Genomic DNA, 20,031 nt, shown 5'->3' with positions numbered 1-20,031 from the left:
GGCGCATCAGAAGAAGTCCACCTGCACCTGCAACAGCCGCTCTACTTCCGGGATGTCGGAGGACAATGCGAAGATCGCGACCACGTCCCCCTCCTCGATGCGGGTGCTGCCTTCCGGCCGGATGACGCGCCCGCCGGATTTCTGGATGGCGCCGACCAATGCGCCTTCGGGAAAGTCGATTTCGCTGATGATGCGACCGGTCATGGGCGAGGTGGACAAGACCTGCGCCTCGATCACCTCGGCCTCGGCATCGCCGACGGAATAGACGTTGCGGACCCGGCCATGTCGAACATGCCGCAGGATCGACGACACGGTCGTCTGCCGTGGATTCACATAGGCGTCGATACCCAGCGGTTCCAGAAGCGGCACCAGCGTCGGATCGTTGATCAGCGCGATGGTCTTGGAACACCCCGCGGCCCTGGCGCGCACGGCAGCCAGCAGATTGGTCTTGTCGTCGTCCGTTACCGTCAGCACGGCATCCGCACGGTCGATGTTCGCTTCGCGCAGAAGATCGATGTCCAGGCCGTCGCCCGACAGGACGATCGTCCGCTCCAGCGCTTCGGCCGCGCGCTCGGCGGATTTGCGGTCCCGCTCGATCATCTTGGCGCGGATGCGTTCGGGGGCCGCCTCCAGCGCCTCGGCCACGGCCAGGCCGACATTGCCGCCGCCGATGATGACGACGCGTTCCTGCTTGCGGACCTTCTTGCCAAAAATCTCCTGCGTGCGGTTCAGATCGTCGGAATGCGTCAGGATATAGACCTGATCGCCCGCCTTGAGCTGATCGCCGGGATCGGGCGCGAACAGGCGCCGGTTTTGCCGACGCACACCCACAACAACGGCACGTAACGTGCTGAAAAGTTCAGACAATTGCCGCAGCGGTGTGTCCAGAACCGGACAGTCTTCATCAAGTTGCAGACCAAGGAATTGCACCTTTCCGTCCATGAATTCCTCGACATCGAAGGCTGCGGGCGCGCGCAGGCGGCGCAGCGCGGCCTGCGCCACCTCCCTCTCGGGGCTGATGACGACGTCGATGGGCAGGTGGTCGCGGCGATACAGATCCGCGCGCACAGCCGACAGGTAGGATTGCGCCCGCAGGCGGGCGATCTTGCGCGGCACGGTAAAGATCGAATGCGCCACCTGACAGGTCACCATGTTGACCTCGTCCGAATGGGTCGCGGCGATCAGCATGTCGGCGTCCTCGGCCCCGGCCCGCTCCAACACGTCCGGATAGCTGGCAAAGCCGGTAATGCCCTGCACGTCCAGCGTATCGGTGGCCCGGCGCACCAGTTCGGGGTTGTTGTCGACCACGGTGACGTCATTGCGTTCACCCGCCAGATGGCGCGCGATCTGCCAACCGACCTGCCCTGCGCCACAGATGATGACCTTCATAGTGCGCCCTTTGCGGCCCGGATACAGAAGGCAATGGATAAGCCTGCCCGGCGGTGCGGGTCAACGGGGCCAGCAGATGTCTGACATTTGGTCAACAGGTCGAAATCAAATGTCTGACATTTGAAAGCCTGCCCCGAGTGATTGCCAGCTTTGTCGCGGCTGCTAGGTAAGAAGCCATGAAGTACACGTTACCCATCCTGATCGCGCTGAGCGCTTGCGGGGCCGGTCCCACGCAGCCCGTCTGGCTCAAACCCGGAACGCCAGCCCTGACCGCCGAGCAGGATTACCTTAGTTGCGCCGCCAAGGCCCGTCGCGATTTTCCCGCTGACCGCAGGATCGACACCTCGCCCCGTGTCACCATCGGGGCGGGTGGCTGTCGCAGCGGTATCTGCGTCGGTGTCGAAAACGGATCGGACGTATTCAACCGCGATGCCAATGCCGGTTTGCGCGACCGCGCGGTGTCGGCCTGCATGGCCGGGCGCGGGTACAATCAGCGCAGCCTGCCCGTCTGCAAGGCCCGCACTGCAACGCAACTGCAAAGTCAGCCGTTCGACACGACCGGCCTGTGTGTCGCGAATGGCCGGATTGCCGCGCCCGCCCGATGATCCGCCGCTGTTAGTCGTCGACGCGCGCGACCCGTGATCCGCCGCGCGCGCTGGTCACCACGCCCAGCGACTTCAGTTTGCGGTGCAACGCCGAGCGCTCCATCCCGACGAAGCTTGCCGTGCGGCTGATGTTGCCACCGAAACGGTTGATCTGCGTCATCAGGTATTGGCGTTCGAACAATTCGCGCGCCTCGCGCAGCGGCACCGACGCCAGGCTGCCCGATAGTGTCATGTCGCCGGAATCGCCGCCGCCATTGTTCGGACTGGGCAGTTCGGTCGGCTCGATCGGGCCGGTCCCCTCGCCCAGAATCAGCACGCGCTCGATGACGTTGCGCAATTGTCTGACATTTCCGGGCCAGCGCATGGTTTGCAGCAGGGCCTTGGTCTCCTCGCCCAGTTCCCGCAACGGCAGGCCCTGCGCCTTGTTCAGCGATGCGATGAAGTGATCCGCCAGCACGGGAATGTCGTCGCGGCGGTCCTCCAGGCTGGGCACCGGGATCGGGACGACATTGAGGCGATGAAACAGTTCTTCCCTGAAACGACCGGCGCGGATTTCATGATCCAGATCGCGGTTGGTCGATGAAATCACCCGCAGGTCAACGCGGACTTTCTCGGTCCCGCCAACCCGTGTGAAGGCCTGATCGACCAGCACCCGCAGGATCTTGGACTGCGTGCCAAGCGGCATATCGGCCACTTCATCGAAATAGATGACGCCTTCATGCGCCTGTTCCAGAAGACCGGGTTCAACGCCTTTTTCCGGGCTTTCACGACCGAACAGCACGGTCTCCATCCGGTCCGGTTCGATCGAGGCGGAACTGACCGAGACAAACGGCGCCGAGGCGCGGTTCGACTTGGCGTGAATGTAACGGGCGGCGACCTCCTTGCCCGAACCGGCAGGCCCGGTCAGCATGACGCGCCCATTCGAGTTCATGACCTTTTTAAGCTGCGCCACCAGACCCTTGTAGGCGACGGACTGGCCGATCATCTCGGCGGACGATGCATCCTTGCGTCGCAACTCACTGTTCTCCCGGCGCAGACGCGAGGTTTCCATCGCCCGGCCCACGACAACCATCAACTGGTCGATGTTGAAGGGTTTTTCGATGTAATCGTAGGCCCCTTGCTTGATGGCGGCGACCGCGATCTCGATGTTGCCATGGCCCGAAATGATGATGATCGGAATATCCGGGTGGCTGCGGCGCACGGATTTCAGAATGTCGATCCCGTCCATGTCGCTGCCCTTGAGCCAGATATCCAGGATCATCAGGCTGGGCGCCTCGTCCTCGATCGCGCTCATGCACTGATCTGCCGTACCCACTTTTCGACAGGAATATCCTTCATCTTCAAGGATATCCGCGATGAGACTGCGGATATCTGCCTCGTCGTCCGTGATCAGGATGTCGCCCATGTGTTAACTCTCCTCAATGCGGGGAAGCCTTATGACGGCCTCCGCCCCTGTATGACCTGTGGCATCCGGAGCGGCATCCGCCAGTTCCAGCGTGCCGCCGTGTTCCTCGATGATCTTCTTGACGATCGGAAGGCCAAGCCCGGTGCCCTTGTCGCGCGTCGTCACATAGGGTTCGAACAGTTTCGCGCGGTCTTCCGGAAGACCTATGCCATTGTCGCTGATGCGAATTTCCAAATGGCTGCCATTTGGGTCGTTGATCAGTGAAACACCCACCCGCTTGTCGAAATCATCGCCCGTCTTTTCCACGCGCGTCTCGATCGCCTCGCCCGCGTTCTTGATGAGATTGGTAAAGGCTTGTCCCATCATCGTCTGATCGAATTCCGCCTGCAGCTTGCCTGCGGGGATATCCTCGACGATCTCCACCGGGTCCAGCGCGGCGCGTTGCAACATCACGGTCTCCCGCAGAAGCCCGGCCAGATCGCCGCGACGGCGCTCGGGTTCGGGCATGCGTGCAAATTTACTGAATTCGTCAACGATGCGTCGCAAGTCATTGGTCTGGCGCACGATCACATCTGTCAGCTCACCCAGTTTCTCGGCGCTTTCCGGCTCCAGTTCGCGGGTGAAGCGCCGTTTGAGGCGTTCGGCGGACAACTGGATCGGCGTAAGCGGGTTCTTGATCTCATGCGCGATGCGCCGTGCCACGTCGCCCCAGGCCGCCATGCGCTGCGCCGAGACCAGTTCGGTCACGTCGTCGAAGGCCACCACGTAACCTTCGGCCGCACCGTCGGCACCGGGGCGGGTTGCGATCCGGACCAGCAGGTTCTCCAGCCGTCCGCCCCGAGCCAGCCGGATCTCTTCCTGCATGGTTTCGGACCGGGCGTCGCGCAGCCGTTCGAACAGCGGTGTGAATTCCGGTACGACCTGATCCAGCAGCACCCCATAGCGTTCGCCGTCGATGCCGAGCAAACGCTGGGCCGAGCGGTTCATGAAGTCGATCTTGCCATCCGGGTCCAAGCCGATGACACCCGCAGTCACTGATCCCAGCACGCTGTCGAACAGGCGACGGCGGCGTTCGGTCTGCATGTTGGTCTCGACCAGCGCGTCGCGTTGCCCTTTCAGTTGCCGGGTCATCTGATTGAAGATACGGCCCAGCATGGCGATTTCATCGTCCCCCGCCTCCTCCTTGACGCGAACGGAGAGGTCGCCCTGCCCGACTCGCTGTGCCGCGCCGGCCAGCCGCCCGACCGGGCGCGACAGGCGTTCGGCGAACCACATTCCGGCCCAGGTCGCCGCCAGGATCAGGATCAGCGCAAAGCCCAGATAGAGCAGCCCGAATTCGAACAGCAGCCGACCGCGATCCTGTTCGAGCTGCTGATAGAGCTTGGCTGTCTCGCGGGTTTCATCCAGCAGTTGCAGGATGTCCCCGTCGACGGTGCGCGACACGTAAAGATAGCGATCATTGAAGGCTGTCAGTTTAAGAAGGGCGCGGAACTCATTGACATCCTTGTCCTCCATCAGAATGACAGAGCCTTCGGCAGCCTGTTGCAACCGCAGCGGGTCGATCGGTACGAAGTCGAACAGATAGGAACGGTCGCCCCGTGCGCGGATTTCGCCGGCACCATCGACGACGAAGGCTTCGGCCAGGCCGCGCTGCACCAGCTCCTGTCCCTGTGCAAGAACCTGTCGCAGATCGCCGTCTGCCATGAAGAACAGCGATCGCTTGGCGACGTTCAGATACCCCGCCAACGCGCGTGCATCCTCGGTCAGGCCATCGCGGTGTTCCTGCGCATAGGCCTGCGCGGCCTCAACCGAATTGCCAAGCGCGTTGCGGACACGGTCGGAAAACCACCCTTCCAGACCGATATTGATCGTGACCGTGGCGAAAACCGCGGTCAGGATGGTCGGGATCAGGGCGATGCCAGTGAACACCCCGGTCAGCCGCAGGTGCAACTGAGACCCGGCAGAACGGTTGCGCCGGGCGGCGATCATCCGGGTGACACGGCGGACCACCAGTGCCGCGACAGCCAGGATATAAACCAGATCGGCCAGCAGGACAGCGCGGAGCCACGACAGGTCACCCGTATCAGGCCCCCGCAAACCCAGTGACAGAAACGTCAGGACGACAAGAACCGGCCCCATCACCACGAGGGAGACCGTCAGAATCGCCTGTGCCTGCCGACGACCGCTCCAGAGTATGGCGCGGGGCACAGGGCTCACGTGGCTGGCAGAAGCCCGCAAAATAGCCTCATTTCAATGTCTTACCGCGCGACTGCCTGCCGGGTTGTTCCCGATCTGCAACGCCTGTGGCGGTTTTACATCAATTTGCGCCGCCGTGTCACGAGGATATCGAGATCGGTGATCTTCTTGCGCAGCGTATTGCGGTTTATGCCCAGAAGATCGGCGCATTTCGCCTGATTACCGCCGGTCGCATCCAGCGCGATCTCGATCAGCGGGGCTTCGACATCGCGCAGAATGCGCTGATACAGGCCAGGGGCCGGAAGCTGTCCGCCCTGCAGATCGAAGTGACGGCGGAGATGCTTTTCCACCGCCTCGCTCAGTTTGTCGGTCGCGGCAATGACGCGCGGCCCGGCGGCGAAGGTACCCAGAACCTGTTCCACCTCGGAGCGGGTGATCTCCTCGGCGGGCGACATCACGACCAGACGGCGTGTCGTATTCTCCAGTTGCCGCACATTGCCGGGCCAGGGATGCGCGCGAATCTGCGCCATGGCGTCGTCGGAGAAACGGCGCAGGGTGGCGCCGTCGCGTTCTGCACGGCTCAGGAAATGTGCCGCCAGAAGCGGAATATCGTCGACCCGTTCACGCAGGGCCGGCACGTCAAGCTGAGCCCCGGCCAACCGATAATAGAGATCGGATCGGAAACCACCCGGCCCGTCGACGTCCAGCCGGGGCGTCAGATCGCGTTGCGCGGTCGCCATGATGCGGGGGCCGTCGCTGGGAAGACTGTCGATCAGGCGCACGACGCGAGCCTGAATTTCAGGTTCCAGATCGCCCACTTCGTCAAACAGGATCGAGCCGCCACGCGCCTTGGCCAACAGGTCCGAGGGTCCATCGAAACTGACCAGATCCGCTCCGGTCGCAATCACGAAAGGCAGAGTCCGGCGATCGCTGAAGTCATGGATTGCATGGGAAATCAAAGATTTGCCAGTTCCCGATTCACCCGTAATCAAAACCGGAAGGTCGTTGTTCATCACCCGCGCGACCATCCGATATAGCGCCTGCATCCGCGGCGTGCGACCAACCAGCGGCAGGTCGTCGGTCTTTTCCGGCTCGGCCGTCGCGGGACTGGTGGTACGCTTCTGTTCCAGGGCGCGGGCGGCGCGTTTCATCAGGTCGGGCAGATCGAAGGGCTTGGGCAGATAGTCGTAGGCCTCGGCCTCGGTCGCCTGGATCGCGGTCATGATCGTGTTCTGGGCCGAAATCACGATCACCGGCAGGCCGGGTCGTTCGGCACTGATTTTTGGCAGCATTTCCAGACCGTTGCCATCCGGCATGACAACATCCGAAATAACCAGATCGCCTTTGCCCTCCTCGACCCAGCGAAGAAGCGTCATCAGCGATGACGTGGCATGCACCTTGCATCCGGCACGGGTCAGTGCCTGCGTCAGGACGGTGCGGATCGTACGGTCGTCGTCGGCGACCAGAATTGTTCCGTCCATTCTTGTTACTCCTCAGTGCTTTGCAGGTCGGTCTTCATGTCTTTTGGAGCCAAGGGCAGAGACAGGCGAAACACCGTCCGCCCTGGCACACTGTCGACCGAAATCCAGCCGTCATGATCATGAACGATCTTGGAGACCAGCGCGAGGCCCAGTCCGGTGCCGTTCTCGCGGCCGGATACGAAAGGTTCGAACAGGTTGCCGGTCAGCTCCGGCGGGATGCCTGGACCATTGTCGATGATCTCGATCTGGAGCGGCACCGATCCGCCGCTTCCATCCGGCCGACGCACACGCAATGACAGTTCATAGAAGGTTCTGATAGTAATTTCACCATCATGTTCAGCCACTTGAGCAGCGTTCTTCAGAAGATTCAGAAACACTTGCTGCAATTGATCGGGGTCCGCCCAAGTCGATGGCAACGAGGGGTCGTAGGCTTCGATAATGTTCATGTGGGCGGCAAATCCGACCATGGCGGAGCGGCGCGCGCGGTCGAGGATGTCGTGGATATTCACGGCCCGGCATTGCGGCGGGCGCAGGTTCCCGAACTGCTCCACCTGTTCCAGGAGTTTCACGATGCGGCGGCTTTCCTCGACTATAAGATCTGTTAATTCAACGTCTTCTCCGGTAAGGTTCATCCCCAAAAGCTGAGCCGCGCCGGTAATCCCGGCCAGCGGGTTCTTGATTTCATGGGCCAGCATTTCGGCCATGCCAATGGCACTGCGCGCCGCCGAGCGGGAATCGCGCGCCCGGTCCAGCCGCCCGGCAATATCCTGAGGCGAGATCAGGATCAGAATACCGTTGTCCAGCGGGGCCAGATGCAGGTCGCAGCGCACGGCAAGCGACGGGCCCAGCCGCACCGTCGCATCGTGCAGAGTCAGCGGGGCGAAGGTCCGGCGCACCCGCGTCGTGGCGGCAGCCAGCCCGTCTTCCAGGTCCATCAGCGACGGCAGGGCCGCGCCCGCCAGATGCTTGGCCGACCGGTTCAGGAAGCCCTCGGCCGGGCCGTTGACGGCGTCGATCCGATCGTCGGCGTCCAGAACAAGCGCCGGGATCGGCAGGGCCTGCCAGATGGGACTGCCGGTCATGCCGCGCACCGGGTCGCCGGGATCAGCGCGGCAGGCAGCAGGGCCGGAACATCTGTAGCATTCGCGGTCAGGATGCGGCGGCGCAGATCCGCTGGCGTCGCGGCCGCGTCCATGTACCAGCCCAGATGCTTGCGCGCGACGCGACCGCCCAGAATGGCACCGTAGAAGTCGATCAGCGCGGCGTAATGCTCGGTGACGAGATGCACCAGACCGGAGCCGGTCGGGACATCCGGTGCAGCCCCGTGACCCAGGGCCTGCGCGATCTGCGCCAGTGCCCATGGCCGCCCCTGAGCGCCGCGTCCGACCATAACGCCCGCCGCGCCGGACTGCGCGATGGCGCAACGGGCGGCGGCGGCGTCGGTGATGTCGCCATTGGCCAGCACCGGAATATCCACGGCCCGCACGATGGGTGCGATGGCCCCCCAATCGGCGGCACCCTTGTAGAACTGGCACCGTGTGCGCCCGTGAATTGTCAGCATCCGGATGCCCGCCGCTTCGGCCCGGCGGGCCAGATCCGCGGTATCGCGGCTGTGGTCGTCCCACCCCAGCCGGGTCTTCAGCGTGACTGGCAGGTCGACGGCACCGACCACTGCCTCGATCAGGCGCAGGGCGTGGTCATGATCGCGCAGCAGGGCCGATCCGGACAGGCCGCCCGTGACCTTTTTGGCGGGGCATCCCATGTTGATGTCGATGATCCGTGCGCCCTGCCCGGCCAGCAGCTTTGCCGCCTCGCCCATCCAATAGCCGTCGCGGCCGGCGATCTGGACCGCCGTGCCGGTGACATCGGCGCCCAGTTCGGCGCGGTCACGGACCGAAGGCTTGGCCTCGACCATCTCTCGGCTGGCGACCATTTCCGAGACGACGAGACCCGCCCCGAAGCTCTGGACCACCTGCCGTGTCGGCAAATCCGTGATTCCGGCCATCGGTGCCAAGGCGACAGGCGAGGTCAGGCCCAGAGCGGCCAGCCGGGGGTCGAGTGGGATTGCAGTATTTTCAGGCACGTGCTGATTTTCCGGGCGGTTCCAGGGGAAGTGCTACGAAACGGACGTCCCTATTGGCAGGGCTGACCTGCATCTTGCGGATGAACCGATGCCCTATGCACAAAAATTAGGCAACACGTTACAGGAATGCCTGTCAGATCGCCATCTTCTTGCCGAGTCTGTCTGGCGAAGGATAGGAAGGCGCGACCGACTGAACGGAATTCCCATGCCTTTCTCCGACGCCACCGCCCTGATTGTCGCCGCTGGATCCGGCACACGGGTCGGCGGCGATATCCCCAAGCAATTCGGCGATTTGGACGGTATTTCGGTGCTGGCCCGGGCGGTGCTGCCCTTCCGCGGGCTGGTGGACGAGGTGATTGTTGTGATCCGGCCCGAAGATCGGGCGCGGGTCGCCGCAATACTGCCCGGCACGACGTTGATTGACGGCGGTGCGACACGCGGCGCTTCGGTCCGGGCGGGGCTTGCGGCGGTGAAGACGGGTCGTGTGTTGATCCATGACGGGGCGCGGCCTCTGGTGTCGGCCGCGTTGATCGGTCGGGTGCTGACGGCCCTGAACGACGCGCCGGGGGCGGCTCCGGCGGTGCCGGTTACGGATGCGCTGTGGCTGGGGGACGACCGGGTCGCGGCAGTGCAGGACCGCACCGGGTTGCACCGCGCACAGACACCGCAGGGGTTCGATACGGCAGCTTTGCGTGCGGCGCATGATGCCTTCGATGGCGATGCTGCGGACGATGTGGAAGTGGCGCTTGCCGCCGGGCTGGACGTCACGATCGTCGCGGGCGATGAGGACAACATCAAGATCACCACACCGGGCGATTACGCGCGGGCAAAGCGGCTTATGGGACACGGAACGGACATGGATATCAGGGTCGGAAACGGGTTCGATGTGCATCGGTTCGGACCGGGCGATCACGTGACGCTGTGCGGTGTGCGGGTGCCGCACGAGCGTGGGCTGCAGGGCCATTCGGACGCCGATGTCGGTCTGCACACGATCAGCGACGCGATCTATGGGGCGCTGGCGATGGGCGATATCGGGAAGCATTTTCCGCCTTCGGACCCGCAGTGGAAGGGCACGAACAGCGCCGTGTTCCTGACCCATGCGGCAGGTCTGGCCCGCGCTCAGGGGTATCGGATCGGAAATGTCGATGCCACGCTGATCTGCGAAGTTCCCAAGATCGGGCCGCACGCGACGGCAATGCGCGAAAGACTGTGCGATATCATGGGACTGGAACTTGACCGGGTTTCGGTCAAGGCCACGACGACAGAGCGGTTGGGGTTTGCCGGGCGCGGCGAGGGGATCGCCTGCATGGCGACTGTAACCCTGGTGAAATCATGAGCGGCGACGTGGGGCGTGATCAAAGGATCGCCAGGGCCGTCGCGACGGTCGGATACGTCGGTCTGTTGCGCCCTGCCCCGGGCACATGGGGCTCGCTGGCTGCCCTGCCGCTGGGCTGGCTGGCGATGCAGGGCGGGCCGCTGGTGTTCACCGTCCTGACCGCATTGATCCTGCCGCTGGGCTATTGGGCGACGGCTGCGGCAACGCGCGGACAGGCTGACCATGACCCATCGGAAATCGTGATTGACGAGGTGCTGGGCCAATGGATCGCATTGCTGCCGCTGGTCTGGGGCGCGGCGAATGCGGGGGTTGCGGTCGAACGTCTCTGGCCCGGATGGATTGCGGCACTGCTGCTGTTTCGGCTGTTCGATATCTGGAAGCCCGGTCCCGTCGGCTGGATGGATCGGCGCACGGATGCCTGGGGTGTGATGCTGGACGATGCGATCGCCGGAGGAATGGCAGCCATTTGCGTCGTGGCGCTGGCTGCATTGGCGCATCTGTGAGTGGGGTCGCGGACCTGCTGGCGGCGGCACGGGTCAAATGTCTGACAATTGCGACTGCCGAAAGCTGCACCGGCGGGATGATCGCCGCCGCGCTGACGGATTTGCCCGGATCGTCGGAGATGTTTCTTTGGGGGGCGGTCACATATTCCAACCCGGCCAAGCGGTCGATGCTGGGCGTATCGCAGATGACGCTGGTCACACATGGCGCCGTGTCCGAGGAGGTCGCGCGCGAAATGGCGCAGGGTGCGCTCGCTCGCTCGGGTGCGGATATCGCGGTGTCGATCACCGGGATCGCGGGCCCCGGCGGATCGGAGTTCAAGCCAGAGGGGCGTGTGTGTTTCGGAATAGCTACGGCGGACGAGACACGGACGGAGACGGTGGAATTCGGCGCCCTGGGCCGGGATGCCGTGCGCCTGGCGGCGCGGGATCACGCGTTGATGCTGTTGGGTCAGGCCGTTGGTGTGCCCGGATCGGAGCCATAAAGCGCCCGCGCGCGTTTTTCGAAGGCCGCGACTACCCGCAGCATCGCTTCGTTGAAGACGACGCCGACGACCCGACCGATGATGACGTTGCGAAACTCGTAATCGATCCAGAAATGCACGCGGCAACCGCCGTCAATCGGCTCGAAGCGCCATTCGGAATCCATGCGCTTGAAAGGACCGTCCAGATATTCCGTTTCGATCCGATACTCCGATGGCCACAGGACGACCCTGGACCCGAAGCTTTCGCGGAACACCTTGAAGCTGACCACCAGGTCGGCCAGCATCACTTCGCCTTCGGGTCCGCCATCGCGCGACCGGATGCGGGCGGCAGCGGTCCAGGGCAGAAATTCGGGGTATCGGGCGACATCTGCCACCAGATTGTACATCTGCTGGGCGGAATAAGGCAGATCTCGGGTCTCGGAATGGCGGGGCATCGTGCCTCTTGGGTTGGGGATCATCCTTGTGTTAACGCGCGTCTAGACCGGAAGGTCCGGGGGGAGCAACATGACCGAAAGCTATGTGATCGACCAGATGATCAGCGCGAAATCCATCGCCGCGCGGATCGAAGAGTTGGCGCGCGAGATCGAGATGCGATTTGCGGGGACCGACAAACTGATCGTGGTGGGGTTGCTGCGCGGATCATTCGTGTTCATCGCCGATCTGGTGCGGGAGCTGGACCTGCCGGTCGAAGTCGATTTCCTGGAGGCGTCGAGCTATGGCAACGCAATGGAATCCAGCCGCGAGGTGCGCATTCTGAAGGACTTGCGCGGCGAGATCGGCGGGCGCGACGTGCTGGTGGTCGAGGATATCGTCGATACCGGCCACACGCTGAACCAGGTCACGGAGATGTTGCGGTCCCGTCATCCGGCCCGGCTGGAGACAATCGCCCTGCTGGACAAGCCGACGCGGCGTGAAGTGGACATTCGCGCGACGTGGACAGGGTTCGAGATTCCCGATGCCTTCGTCGTGGGGTATGGCATCGATTATGCCCAGCGGAACCGCAACCTGCCCTATATCGGAGCGGTGCGGATGACCGGGGATGCGGTTCAGGGCTGACCCATGCGGGCCAGTCGCAGATCATGGAGCTGTTGCTGGCTGAGCGAGACTTTCGGATCGCCCTTGTAGTCGACCGCAGGCAGGGTGTTGAGCTGTCGGAAGAAGGCGATCAGCAGGACCGAGGTGACGGCGATGCCGGCAATGGCCTTGAACAGGTTGGGCACGGTCGCGATCAGCGTCGGGCGATAGGCTTCGGGCGCGAACAGTTCGATTGCAACGCTCAGCGGTGTGATCAGCACGAAGGCCACAGCCACGAGGATTACTGCCTTTACGAGGCCAAAGCCGACATGTCGCGGTGCCGCGATGCGGCGCGGCAGCAGAAACGGCAGGGCAATGATCGCACCGACCGCGGCATAGGCATACATGGCGCGGGTCGGATCGTTGCCGAAGGCCAATTGCCCGGCCTGAAAGGTGCGACCCGTCGAAATCATGTCCCACAGCAGATAGGCCGTGCCCATCAGTCCCAGCCCCAGAAGGCGCAGGATCAGCCAGTCTGCGGCAACGTAGAGTTTCATCGCGCCGCCGATGGCAGGAAGCTTCTTGTTGAAGTCTGCGATCGGGACCGGCTTGCGCTCGGCCACCGGGATGGCACGGGCTGGGTCGTTCGGGTCGGGGCGCGGCGGTTTCTGCCGACGCATATCCGGCATGACCAGCAGCAGCATCAGACCGAATGGAATGAAGAGTGACCACATCGGGGAGGCCGACTTCTGCTGGGCGGCAGTAAGCGGAATATCGGGAAGCGCGAGGATCGCGGCCAGCATCGGCTCTAACAGAAGCGGGTAGACGACAACGATAATGCCATGCACCGAGAGCCAGATCAGATCGCGGCCCTGCGTCGGACGGCGGAGGCCTCGTGGCAGCCACCAAGGGATCAACAGGAACACACCGAGCCCTGCCAGCGTGGCCTGCACCCAAAGTTCAACCGGAGGAATTGTCACGCCGAGGTTGTTGCCGGCATTCGTTTTCAGTCCGAAATAAACGAACACCATGAACAACAGGCCCAGGCCGGTCAGACGCAGATACAAGGCATAGATAAAACGCAGAACAGCCATCGGAACCTCGGGCAGACGGAAAACTCCGCGCCATACTGGTTCTGCAATCAGGCCAAAATCGGGCCTATTGTCGGTAAAGCAGAGACACTCCGTTTCGAAATACATGCACTTTCGCCGGATCTGCGGTCAGGCGCAGGGTTTTGCCGCGCAACCCGGTATGGATGCCGGGCAGCTTGGCGATGACCGCATCGTTTTCGGGGGCGCTGCGCTTGAAATAGATCAGGGTGACCTCGCCCAGCGACTCGCGGATTTCGACTTCACCTTCATAGGCATAGGCGTCGCCATCGGTCTGCACGACGTCTTCGGGGCGGAAGCCGACATTGACCTGCGCGCCCATGTCCTCGGCCTCGGACGGCACGTTCGAGGTAATCGTCCCGCCGCCTTCATGCACCTTGAGCGTCGTGACCGGCCCGGTGCCGACGATTTCACCGGCGACAAGGTTCATCGCTGGCGAGCCGATGAACTGCGCGACGAATTCGGAATTGGGACGCTCGTACAGATCAAGCGGGGTGCCGACCTGCGCGATGCCCTTGTTGGCCAGCACGACGATGCGGGTGGCCAGCGTCATCGCCTCGACCTGATCGTGGGTGACGTAGACCATCGTGGAGTCGGGCATCTGTTCCTTGAGCTGGGCGATCTCGATGCGGGTGGCGACGCGCAGCGCGGCGTCGAGGTTCGAGAGCGGCTCGTCGAACAGGTAGACCTTGGGGCTGCGCACGACGGCGCGCCCGATGGCGACGCGCTGGCGTTGACCACCCGACAGCTCCTTGGGCAGGCGGTCGAGGTATTCCGTCAGTTGCAGCTTGCTGGCGGCGGCGTCGACCGCGGCCCTGATCTCGTCCTTCGGCATCTTGGCGATCCCGAGGGCGAAGGCCATGTTGTCGCGCACCGTCATGTGCGGGTAGAGCGCGTAGGACTGGAACACCATGGCGATGCCACGCTGCGATGGCGGGATGTCGTTGACGATCTGCCCGTCGATTTCCAGCGTGCCGCCCGAAATCTTTTCCAGCCCCGCGATCATCCGCAGAAGGGTCGACTTGCCACAACCTGACGGGCCGACGAAGACGATCAGCTCACCCGTCTTGATGTCCAGATCGATGTTTTTCAGGACTTCGACTTTGCCGCCGTAGGTCTTGGCCACATCGGTCAGCTTCAGGTTCGCCATGATCGTCCCTCCATCATCCGTTCAGGTTGCACGCATCAGCGTATAGCCCCATCCGTTCAGCGTCAGGCCTGAGGCGTCCGGCGCGGTCCCGCCGATGCCTTCGACCGGCAGCCATGTTCCGTCGGGCAGTGCCGTCTGCGCAGGCTGATCACCCATGTTGAACGCGCAGAACAGCGTTTCGCCGCCTTCCGACCGGATGAAGGTCAGCAGGTCGCCATCGACCGTTAGCTTGTCCTGCGTGCCGTGCCGCAAGGCCGGGTTGACGGATCGCAGGGCGATGATCCGTCGGTAATGGTGAAGAAGTGCATCCTCCAGATGTTCCTGCACGCCAACGGATGCGGCCAGATGTTCCACCGCGACCGGCAGCCATGGCTTGCCGTCCGTGAACCCGCCATTCCGGTTCGACGCCTCCCAGACCATGGGGGTGCGGCAGCCATCGCGGCCCTTGAACTCGGGCCAGAATTCGATGCCGTAGGGGTCTTGCAGATCCTCGAAGGCGACGCTGGCCTCGGGCAGACCCAGCTCCTCGCCCTGATAGAGACAGACGGAGCCGCGCAGGCAGCAGATCAGCGTCGAATAAAGCCGCGCGCCCTTGTCGCCCAGGCCCCAGCGGGTGACATGCCGCGTGACGTCGTGATTTGAAAACGCCCAGCAGGCCCAGCCATCGGGCGCGGCGGTGTCGAGGTGGTCGAACACCTCGGCCACCCGCTCGGCGGTCAGTCGATCCGGCGACAGGAAGTCGAAGGCGTAGCACATCTGCACACCCTGCCCCTCCTTCGTATATTGGCCCAAAAGCTCCATCCCGAGCTGCGCATCGCCGACCTCGCCCACGGCGGCGGTGCCGGGAAATTCGTCCAGCAAATCGCGGAAGCGCTTCAGAAAGGCCAGATTTTCCGGCTGGTTCTTCGAAAACAGGTGTTCCTGATGGTTGTAGGGGTTCACCTGGGGCGCGATCTTGGCGTTGCGCCGTTCGGCCGGAAGGGCCGGATTGTCGCGCAGTTGCGCATCGGCGAAATAGAAGTTGATTGTATCCAGTCGGAAGCCATCGACGCCGCGCTCCAGCCAGAACCGCGTCGCGTCCAGCAGGGCATCCTGAACGGCAGGTTCATGAAAGTTCAGATCAGGCTGCGAGACGAGGAAGTTATGCAGGTAGTATTGCTGCCGCCGCGCGTCCCAGTGCCAGGCCGGACCGCCGAAGATCGACAGCCAGTTGTTGGGCACGGTGCCATCGGGTTTCGGGTCGGCCCAGACATACCAGTTGGCGCGGTCGTTGACGCGGTTGCTGCGGCTTTCCTGAAACCAGGGATGCTGATCGCTGCTGTGCGATAGCACGAGGTCGATCATCACCCGAAGGCCAAGGCGGTGCGCGGCCTGGATCAGGCGCTCGAAATCCTCCAGCGTGCCGAACATCGGATCGACATTCCGGTAATCGCTGACGTCATAGCCGAAGTCCTTCATCGGCGAGGTGAAGAACGGGCTGATCCAGATCGCATCCACACCCAGCGATGCGACATAGGGCAGCCGGTTGGTGATGCCATTCAGATCGCCGATGCCATCGCCCGAGGTATCCTGAAAGGACCGGGGATAGATCTGGTAGATGACGCCGCCCCGCCACCAGTCGAGGTCGGACGCGGGCGCAGGGAATTGCGCGGTCGAGATCGCAGTCATGCGTTATCCTATTTCACGGAGCCGGCAAGCAGGCCGCGCACCAGATAGCGTTGCATGGTGAAAAACACCAAAAGCGGAACCGCGATGGAAATGAAGGCCGATGTCGCCAGAATTTCCCAATCGCCGCCGCGCGACCCCATCAGGTTTACCAGACGCCCCGTCAAGACCAGACTGTCGTCATCCGCGCCCAGAAACACGATCGCGACCAGCAGGTCGTTCCACGTCCACAGGAACTGGAAGATCGCGAAACTGGCCAGCGCCGGAAACGACAGCGGCAGGATGATCTTGGTGAAGATCTGGAAATCGCTGGCGCCGTCGACCTTGGCATTTTCGATGATGTCGCGTGGCAGGCCGACCATGTAGTTTCGCAACAGGTAGATGGCGAGCGGCAGGCCGAATCCGGTGTGCGCCATCCAGACGCCCAGGTAACCCTTCCCGATTCCGATATTATTGTGAAGCTGCAGCAGTGGGATCAGCGCCAGTTGCAGTGGCACCACCAAAAGGCCGACGATGGCCGCGATCAGCAGTGCGCGGCCGGGAAATTCCATCCAGGCAAGGGCATAGGCCGCGAAGGCCGCGATCAGGATCGGGATGACCGTCGCCGGGATCGAGACCGTCAGCGTGTTGATGAAAGCCTTTCCGATGCCCGCCGCTGCCGTGCCCGAGAACAGAACGTTGCGGTAATTGTCGAAGGTGAATTCGGGCGGGCTGGAGGCGGTCAGGAAGACACGCGGCAGGCGTGTGCCCTCGGTCGTATCAGGACTGGTCAGGAAGAAACTGCTGTCCTCGGCGACGGTCAGGGTCTGGCCGTCGCCGATGTCGACAGTCTCGCCCGGCGCATAGGCCTTGGGCGCGCGCGACGACGCGCCCCAGGCACTGACCGTGGTATCGCCCGCGATCAAACGCCCCTCGATGGTGAAAGCACCGTCTGCGGGAACCTCCTCACCTTCGATGCGGATGGCGGGAAGCTGGCTTTCCTGCGTCGACAGCGCCTGCCACCAGCCGGAACTGCTGATCTGGTCGCCGGTCCGGAACGATGACACGAACAGGCCGACAGTCGGAAACAGCCAAAGCGCCACAAGGACGGCGACGGAGATGTGAACGGCCCACTGGAGGGACGATCTGGTCCCGGCGATGTTATCCATCAGCGCATTTCCTTGTTGGCGCTGTAGACGTTCCAGATCAGGATCGGCGACACCAACAGCATGATGATCATCGCCGCCGCCGACCCGACGCCCCAGTCGAACGACCGGAACAGCTTGTCGTACATGTAGTTGGCCAGAACCTGCGTCTCCCACTGGCCGTTGGTCATGGCCAGAACGATGTCGAAGACCTTGAGCACGACCAGCGTGATCGTCGTCCAGACTACGACGATGGTAGGCATGATCTGTGGCACCTTGATGCGGAAAAAGATCGTCCAGGGCGATGCGCCGTCTACGATGGCCGCCTCGACCGTTTCTTCGGGAATGCCGCGCAGGGCCGCACCCAGAATGACCATGGCGAAGCCGGTCTGAATCCAGATCAGAACGATCATCAGCAGCAGGTTGTTCCAACCCGGAATCGTCAGCCATTGCTGTGGCTCGCCCCCGAAGGCGACCCAGAGCGCGTTCAGAACACCGATCTGGTCCGTGCCTGGCGGGCGGGCGTCATAGATCAGTTTCCAGATGACGGACGCACCGACGAAGGAAATCGCCATCGGCATGAAGATCAGCGATTTGGCGATATTGCCCCACGAAATCCGGTCGGTCAGCTGCGCGGCAATCAGACCGAAGGCGGTCGAGGCGGCGGGCACGACAACCAGCCACATCATGTTGTTCAGAATGGCTTCGCGGAACTTCGACTCCCCGAACATCTGCACATAATTGTCGAGGCCGACGAATTCGCTGCCGCCTCCGGCCACACGGTCATTCAAGGACAGCCAGAAGGTCGCGACCACCGGGTAGGCAAGGTAGAGGCCAAGCGCCAGAAGCGCCGGGGCAAGGAACAGCCAGGGTCTGATCGCATTCGCCCGATTGATGTTTCGCCCGGCATTGGGACCGCGCGGCGGGAAAATCACGGTGTCCAGCAGCAGGTTGGACAACCAGAAATAGCCGATGCACCCGCCCACGCCCAGCACTATGGTAATCAGTCCGAGTAACGCGGGGTTCATGGCGGGCCTCCGATCATGGAAAGGGCCGCCCACGCAGTCTGCGGGCGGCCCGGTAAGACACGCCTCAGTTGGCGGGCCAGCTTTGCTCGATTTCTGCGGCGACCTCGGCGGCGTCCTTGCCCCCGGCATAGTCGACCATCCCGGTCCAGAAGCTGCCTGCGCCCACGGCGCCCGGCATCAGATCGGACGCATCGAAGCGGAATGTCGTGGCATCCAGAAGGATATCGCCCTGCTTCTTCAGCGTATCGTTGGCATAATTGGCGGTGTTGACCGATTTGAACGGCGTCAGGAAGCCCGACTGAGCCATCCAGATTTCATGCGCGATGGGCGTCTTGAGAAACTCCAGAAATGCGCGGGCCCCGTCGCCGTCCTTGGTAATGAAGGCCAGCGTGCCTGCGCCCAGAACCGGATTGCCCAGATCTTTGCCAGCGTAGGACGGCATGTAGAAGAAGTCGGCGTCCAGACCCAGTTCGATCCCATCGGGGAAGAACGTCGGAATGAAGCTGGCCTGATGGTGCATGTAACACTGCGGCGGGCTTGCAAACAGGCCTTTGGGGCTGTCGCGGAAGTCGGTCGAGGCGACAGCACCCGCCCCACCGGCGACGAAATCGTCGTTACGGGCGAAATAACCGAACTCCTCGATGGCGCCGATGACGGCCGGGTCGTCGAACGGAATCTCGTGGTTGACCCATGCGTCATAGGTTTCCGGTGGCTGCGTGCGCAGCATCATGTCTTCGACCCAGTCGGTGGCGGGCCAGCCGGTCGCACCGCCCGACCCCAGACCGATACACCAGGGCGTACCGCCGTCGGCGACAATCTGTTCGGTCAGCGCCTTAAGCTCTTCCATCGAGGTCGGGACTTCATAGCCCGCGTCCTCGAAGTTCTCAGGCGAATACCAGACCAGTGATTTCACGTCGATTTTATAGGGGAAGGCATAAAGGCGGTCTTCGCCGTCCGGCCCGGCATAGGTGCCCAGACTGACCCAGCTTTCGCCAGCGGCGTAGTTTTCTTCAAGCCACGTTTGCGTCTCGTCGCCCAGCGGTGTGATGAAACCACGGCTGGCCAGGTTGGCGATCAGGCCGGGCTGCGGCAGGACGGCGACATCCGGCGGACTGCCCGCTTCGGCGTCGATCACGATCTGCTGCTCGTAGTTCTCGGATGAAGAATATTCCACGGTCGCGCCGGTCGCATCCTCGAAATAGGCGATGACATTCTCGACCAGGGCCTGATCATCGCCGCGCCACGGACCGAACACCGTCACGGTCTGGCCGGTCAGGTCATTGGTTTCACCGAATGCCGTCAGGCTGTCCCAGTTGAAGTCACCCTCACCGGGGGTGAATGCCAGGTGCCCTTCGGCGGATGCGATCCCCGCGGTCAGCATCGCCACGGCGGTGCCGGTCAACAGATTTTTCATCTTTCCTCCCAGTAGGCATTTCTGCCTGTTCTCGCTGCGCTGCGGCG

The 20,031-nt window shown here is 63.0% G+C and carries 18 protein-coding genes; 5 read left to right on the top strand and 13 right to left on the bottom strand.

What is annotated here, in order from left to right; translation table 11 throughout:
• Nucleotides 1–6: 6 nt before the first annotated feature.
• On the bottom strand, nucleotides 7–1,389 hold the full coding sequence (trkA, locus tag BMY38_RS07310; protein ID WP_092761409.1) for a Trk system potassium transporter TrkA: 1,383 nt from the start codon (nucleotides 1,387–1,389) through the stop codon (nucleotides 7–9).
• 176 nt (nucleotides 1,390–1,565) lie between these two features.
• Between trkA and BMY38_RS07305 the strand changes: the two genes are divergently transcribed.
• Nucleotides 1,566–1,994 (top strand): hypothetical protein, encoded by a 429-nt coding sequence (locus tag BMY38_RS07305; RefSeq protein ID WP_092761407.1) that lies wholly within the window; start codon nucleotides 1,566–1,568, stop codon nucleotides 1,992–1,994.
• Between the two features lie 10 nt (nucleotides 1,995–2,004).
• On the opposite strand, the gene ntrX is transcribed toward BMY38_RS07305, so the two are convergent.
• The 5 genes from ntrX to dusB form a co-directional block, all read right to left on the bottom strand.
• A complete protein-coding gene (gene ntrX / locus BMY38_RS07300) occupies nucleotides 2,005–3,399 on the bottom strand; it encodes a nitrogen assimilation response regulator NtrX (protein WP_092761405.1) in 1,395 nt (464 codons plus the stop codon).
• Nucleotides 3,400–3,402: 3 nt separating this feature from the next.
• On the bottom strand, nucleotides 3,403–5,538 hold the full coding sequence (locus tag BMY38_RS07295; RefSeq protein ID WP_092761403.1) for a sensor histidine kinase NtrY-like: 2,136 nt from the start codon (nucleotides 5,536–5,538) through the stop codon (nucleotides 3,403–3,405).
• 173 nt (nucleotides 5,539–5,711) lie between these two features.
• On the bottom strand, nucleotides 5,712–7,076 hold the full coding sequence (locus BMY38_RS07290; protein WP_092761401.1) for a response regulator: 1,365 nt from the start codon (nucleotides 7,074–7,076) through the stop codon (nucleotides 5,712–5,714).
• Between the two features lie 5 nt (nucleotides 7,077–7,081).
• A complete protein-coding gene (locus BMY38_RS07285; RefSeq protein WP_092761399.1) occupies nucleotides 7,082–8,158 on the bottom strand; it encodes a two-component system sensor histidine kinase NtrB in 1,077 nt (358 codons plus the stop codon).
• Complete coding sequence (gene dusB, locus BMY38_RS07280) at nucleotides 8,155–9,159, bottom strand: tRNA dihydrouridine synthase DusB (protein WP_281243210.1); 1,005 nt, start codon at nucleotides 9,157–9,159, stop codon at nucleotides 8,155–8,157. The genes BMY38_RS07285 and dusB overlap by 4 nt, the downstream gene beginning before the upstream one ends.
• Before the next feature lie 205 nt (nucleotides 9,160–9,364).
• Here dusB and BMY38_RS07275 point away from each other — a divergent pair, with 205 nt between their 5' ends.
• Genes BMY38_RS07275 through BMY38_RS07265 form a run of 3 tightly spaced genes read left to right on the top strand, consistent with a single transcriptional unit; the run spans nucleotide 9,365 to nucleotide 11,480 of the window.
• Nucleotides 9,365–10,495: a bifunctional 2-C-methyl-D-erythritol 4-phosphate cytidylyltransferase/2-C-methyl-D-erythritol 2,4-cyclodiphosphate synthase gene (locus BMY38_RS07275; RefSeq protein ID WP_092761397.1), complete on the top strand. Its 1,131-nt coding sequence runs from the start codon at nucleotides 9,365–9,367 to the stop codon at nucleotides 10,493–10,495.
• Nucleotides 10,492–10,998 carry a phosphatidylglycerophosphatase A family protein gene (locus BMY38_RS18375; RefSeq protein WP_092761395.1) on the top strand — a complete coding sequence of 169 codons (507 nt, stop codon included), beginning with the start codon at nucleotides 10,492–10,494 and terminating at the stop codon, nucleotides 10,996–10,998. The genes BMY38_RS07275 and BMY38_RS18375 overlap by 4 nt, the downstream gene beginning before the upstream one ends.
• On the top strand, nucleotides 10,995–11,480 hold the full coding sequence (locus tag BMY38_RS07265) for a CinA family protein (RefSeq protein ID WP_245737540.1): 486 nt from the start codon (nucleotides 10,995–10,997) through the stop codon (nucleotides 11,478–11,480). Before BMY38_RS18375 ends, BMY38_RS07265 begins: the two co-directional genes overlap by 4 nt.
• On the opposite strand, the gene BMY38_RS07260 is transcribed toward BMY38_RS07265, so the two are convergent.
• Complete coding sequence (locus BMY38_RS07260; RefSeq protein ID WP_092761391.1) at nucleotides 11,447–11,914, bottom strand: type II toxin-antitoxin system RatA family toxin; 468 nt, start codon at nucleotides 11,912–11,914, stop codon at nucleotides 11,447–11,449. The genes BMY38_RS07265 and BMY38_RS07260 overlap by 34 nt on opposite strands.
• A 70-nt stretch (nucleotides 11,915–11,984) precedes the next feature.
• Here BMY38_RS07260 and hpt point away from each other — a divergent pair, with 70 nt between their 5' ends.
• Nucleotides 11,985–12,536 carry a hypoxanthine phosphoribosyltransferase gene (hpt, locus tag BMY38_RS07255; protein WP_092761389.1) on the top strand — a complete coding sequence of 184 codons (552 nt, stop codon included), beginning with the start codon at nucleotides 11,985–11,987 and terminating at the stop codon, nucleotides 12,534–12,536.
• Here hpt and BMY38_RS07250 read toward each other — a convergent pair.
• From BMY38_RS07250 to BMY38_RS07225, 6 genes are all read right to left on the bottom strand, one after another.
• Nucleotides 12,527–13,588 carry a hypothetical protein gene (locus tag BMY38_RS07250; RefSeq protein WP_092761387.1) on the bottom strand — a complete coding sequence of 354 codons (1,062 nt, stop codon included), beginning with the start codon at nucleotides 13,586–13,588 and terminating at the stop codon, nucleotides 12,527–12,529. The genes hpt and BMY38_RS07250 overlap by 10 nt on opposite strands.
• Nucleotides 13,589–13,652: 64 nt before the next feature.
• Nucleotides 13,653–14,753, bottom strand: coding sequence for an ABC transporter ATP-binding protein (locus tag BMY38_RS07245; RefSeq protein ID WP_092761385.1), 1,101 nt, complete (start codon nucleotides 14,751–14,753; stop codon nucleotides 13,653–13,655).
• 21 nt (nucleotides 14,754–14,774) lie between these two features.
• Nucleotides 14,775–16,421 carry an alpha-glucosidase gene (locus BMY38_RS07240; RefSeq protein ID WP_092761383.1) on the bottom strand — a complete coding sequence of 549 codons (1,647 nt, stop codon included), beginning with the start codon at nucleotides 16,419–16,421 and terminating at the stop codon, nucleotides 14,775–14,777.
• 8 nt (nucleotides 16,422–16,429) lie between these two features.
• Nucleotides 16,430–17,566 carry a carbohydrate ABC transporter permease gene (locus BMY38_RS07235; RefSeq protein WP_092761381.1) on the bottom strand — a complete coding sequence of 379 codons (1,137 nt, stop codon included), beginning with the start codon at nucleotides 17,564–17,566 and terminating at the stop codon, nucleotides 16,430–16,432.
• Nucleotides 17,566–18,570: a carbohydrate ABC transporter permease gene (locus tag BMY38_RS07230; protein WP_092761379.1), complete on the bottom strand. Its 1,005-nt coding sequence runs from the start codon at nucleotides 18,568–18,570 to the stop codon at nucleotides 17,566–17,568. The genes BMY38_RS07235 and BMY38_RS07230 overlap by 1 nt, the downstream gene beginning before the upstream one ends.
• A 64-nt stretch (nucleotides 18,571–18,634) precedes the next feature.
• Nucleotides 18,635–19,984: an ABC transporter substrate-binding protein gene (locus tag BMY38_RS07225; protein ID WP_092761377.1), complete on the bottom strand. Its 1,350-nt coding sequence runs from the start codon at nucleotides 19,982–19,984 to the stop codon at nucleotides 18,635–18,637.
• Nucleotides 19,985–20,031 lie beyond the last annotated feature (47 nt).

Source organism: Jannaschia helgolandensis (assembly GCF_900109285.1).
Taxonomy (GTDB): Bacteria; Pseudomonadota; Alphaproteobacteria; order Rhodobacterales; family Rhodobacteraceae; genus Jannaschia; species Jannaschia helgolandensis.
Note: the sequence above shows the minus strand (reverse complement) of the source record. Positions and strands in the feature narration are given on the sequence as shown.

Coding starts and splice junctions, on each gene's coding strand:
- trkA (WP_092761409.1), bottom strand. CDS start 1,389: ATGAAGGTCATCATCTGTGGCGCAGGGCAGGTCGGTTGGCAGATCGCG.
- BMY38_RS07305 (WP_092761407.1), top strand. CDS start 1,566: ATGAAGTACACGTTACCCATCCTGATCGCGCTGAGCGCTTGCGGGGCC.
- ntrX (WP_092761405.1), bottom strand. CDS start 3,399: ATGGGCGACATCCTGATCACGGACGACGAGGCAGATATCCGCAGTCTC.
- BMY38_RS07295 (WP_092761403.1), bottom strand. CDS start 5,538: ATGGGGCCGGTTCTTGTCGTCCTGACGTTTCTGTCACTGGGTTTGCGG.
- BMY38_RS07290 (WP_092761401.1), bottom strand. CDS start 7,076: ATGGACGGAACAATTCTGGTCGCCGACGACGACCGTACGATCCGCACC.
- BMY38_RS07285 (WP_092761399.1), bottom strand. CDS start 8,158: ATGACCGGCAGTCCCATCTGGCAGGCCCTGCCGATCCCGGCGCTTGTT.
- BMY38_RS07275 (WP_092761397.1), top strand. CDS start 9,365: ATGCCTTTCTCCGACGCCACCGCCCTGATTGTCGCCGCTGGATCCGGC.
- BMY38_RS18375 (WP_092761395.1), top strand. CDS start 10,492: ATGAGCGGCGACGTGGGGCGTGATCAAAGGATCGCCAGGGCCGTCGCG.
- BMY38_RS07260 (WP_092761391.1), bottom strand. CDS start 11,914: ATGCCCCGCCATTCCGAGACCCGAGATCTGCCTTATTCCGCCCAGCAG.
- hpt (WP_092761389.1), top strand. CDS start 11,985: ATGACCGAAAGCTATGTGATCGACCAGATGATCAGCGCGAAATCCATC.
- BMY38_RS07250 (WP_092761387.1), bottom strand. CDS start 13,588: ATGGCTGTTCTGCGTTTTATCTATGCCTTGTATCTGCGTCTGACCGGC.
- BMY38_RS07245 (WP_092761385.1), bottom strand. CDS start 14,753: ATGGCGAACCTGAAGCTGACCGATGTGGCCAAGACCTACGGCGGCAAA.
- BMY38_RS07240 (WP_092761383.1), bottom strand. CDS start 16,421: ATGACTGCGATCTCGACCGCGCAATTCCCTGCGCCCGCGTCCGACCTC.
- BMY38_RS07235 (WP_092761381.1), bottom strand. CDS start 17,566: ATGGATAACATCGCCGGGACCAGATCGTCCCTCCAGTGGGCCGTTCAC.
- BMY38_RS07230 (WP_092761379.1), bottom strand. CDS start 18,570: ATGAACCCCGCGTTACTCGGACTGATTACCATAGTGCTGGGCGTGGGC.
- BMY38_RS07225 (WP_092761377.1), bottom strand. CDS start 19,984: ATGAAAAATCTGTTGACCGGCACCGCCGTGGCGATGCTGACCGCGGGG.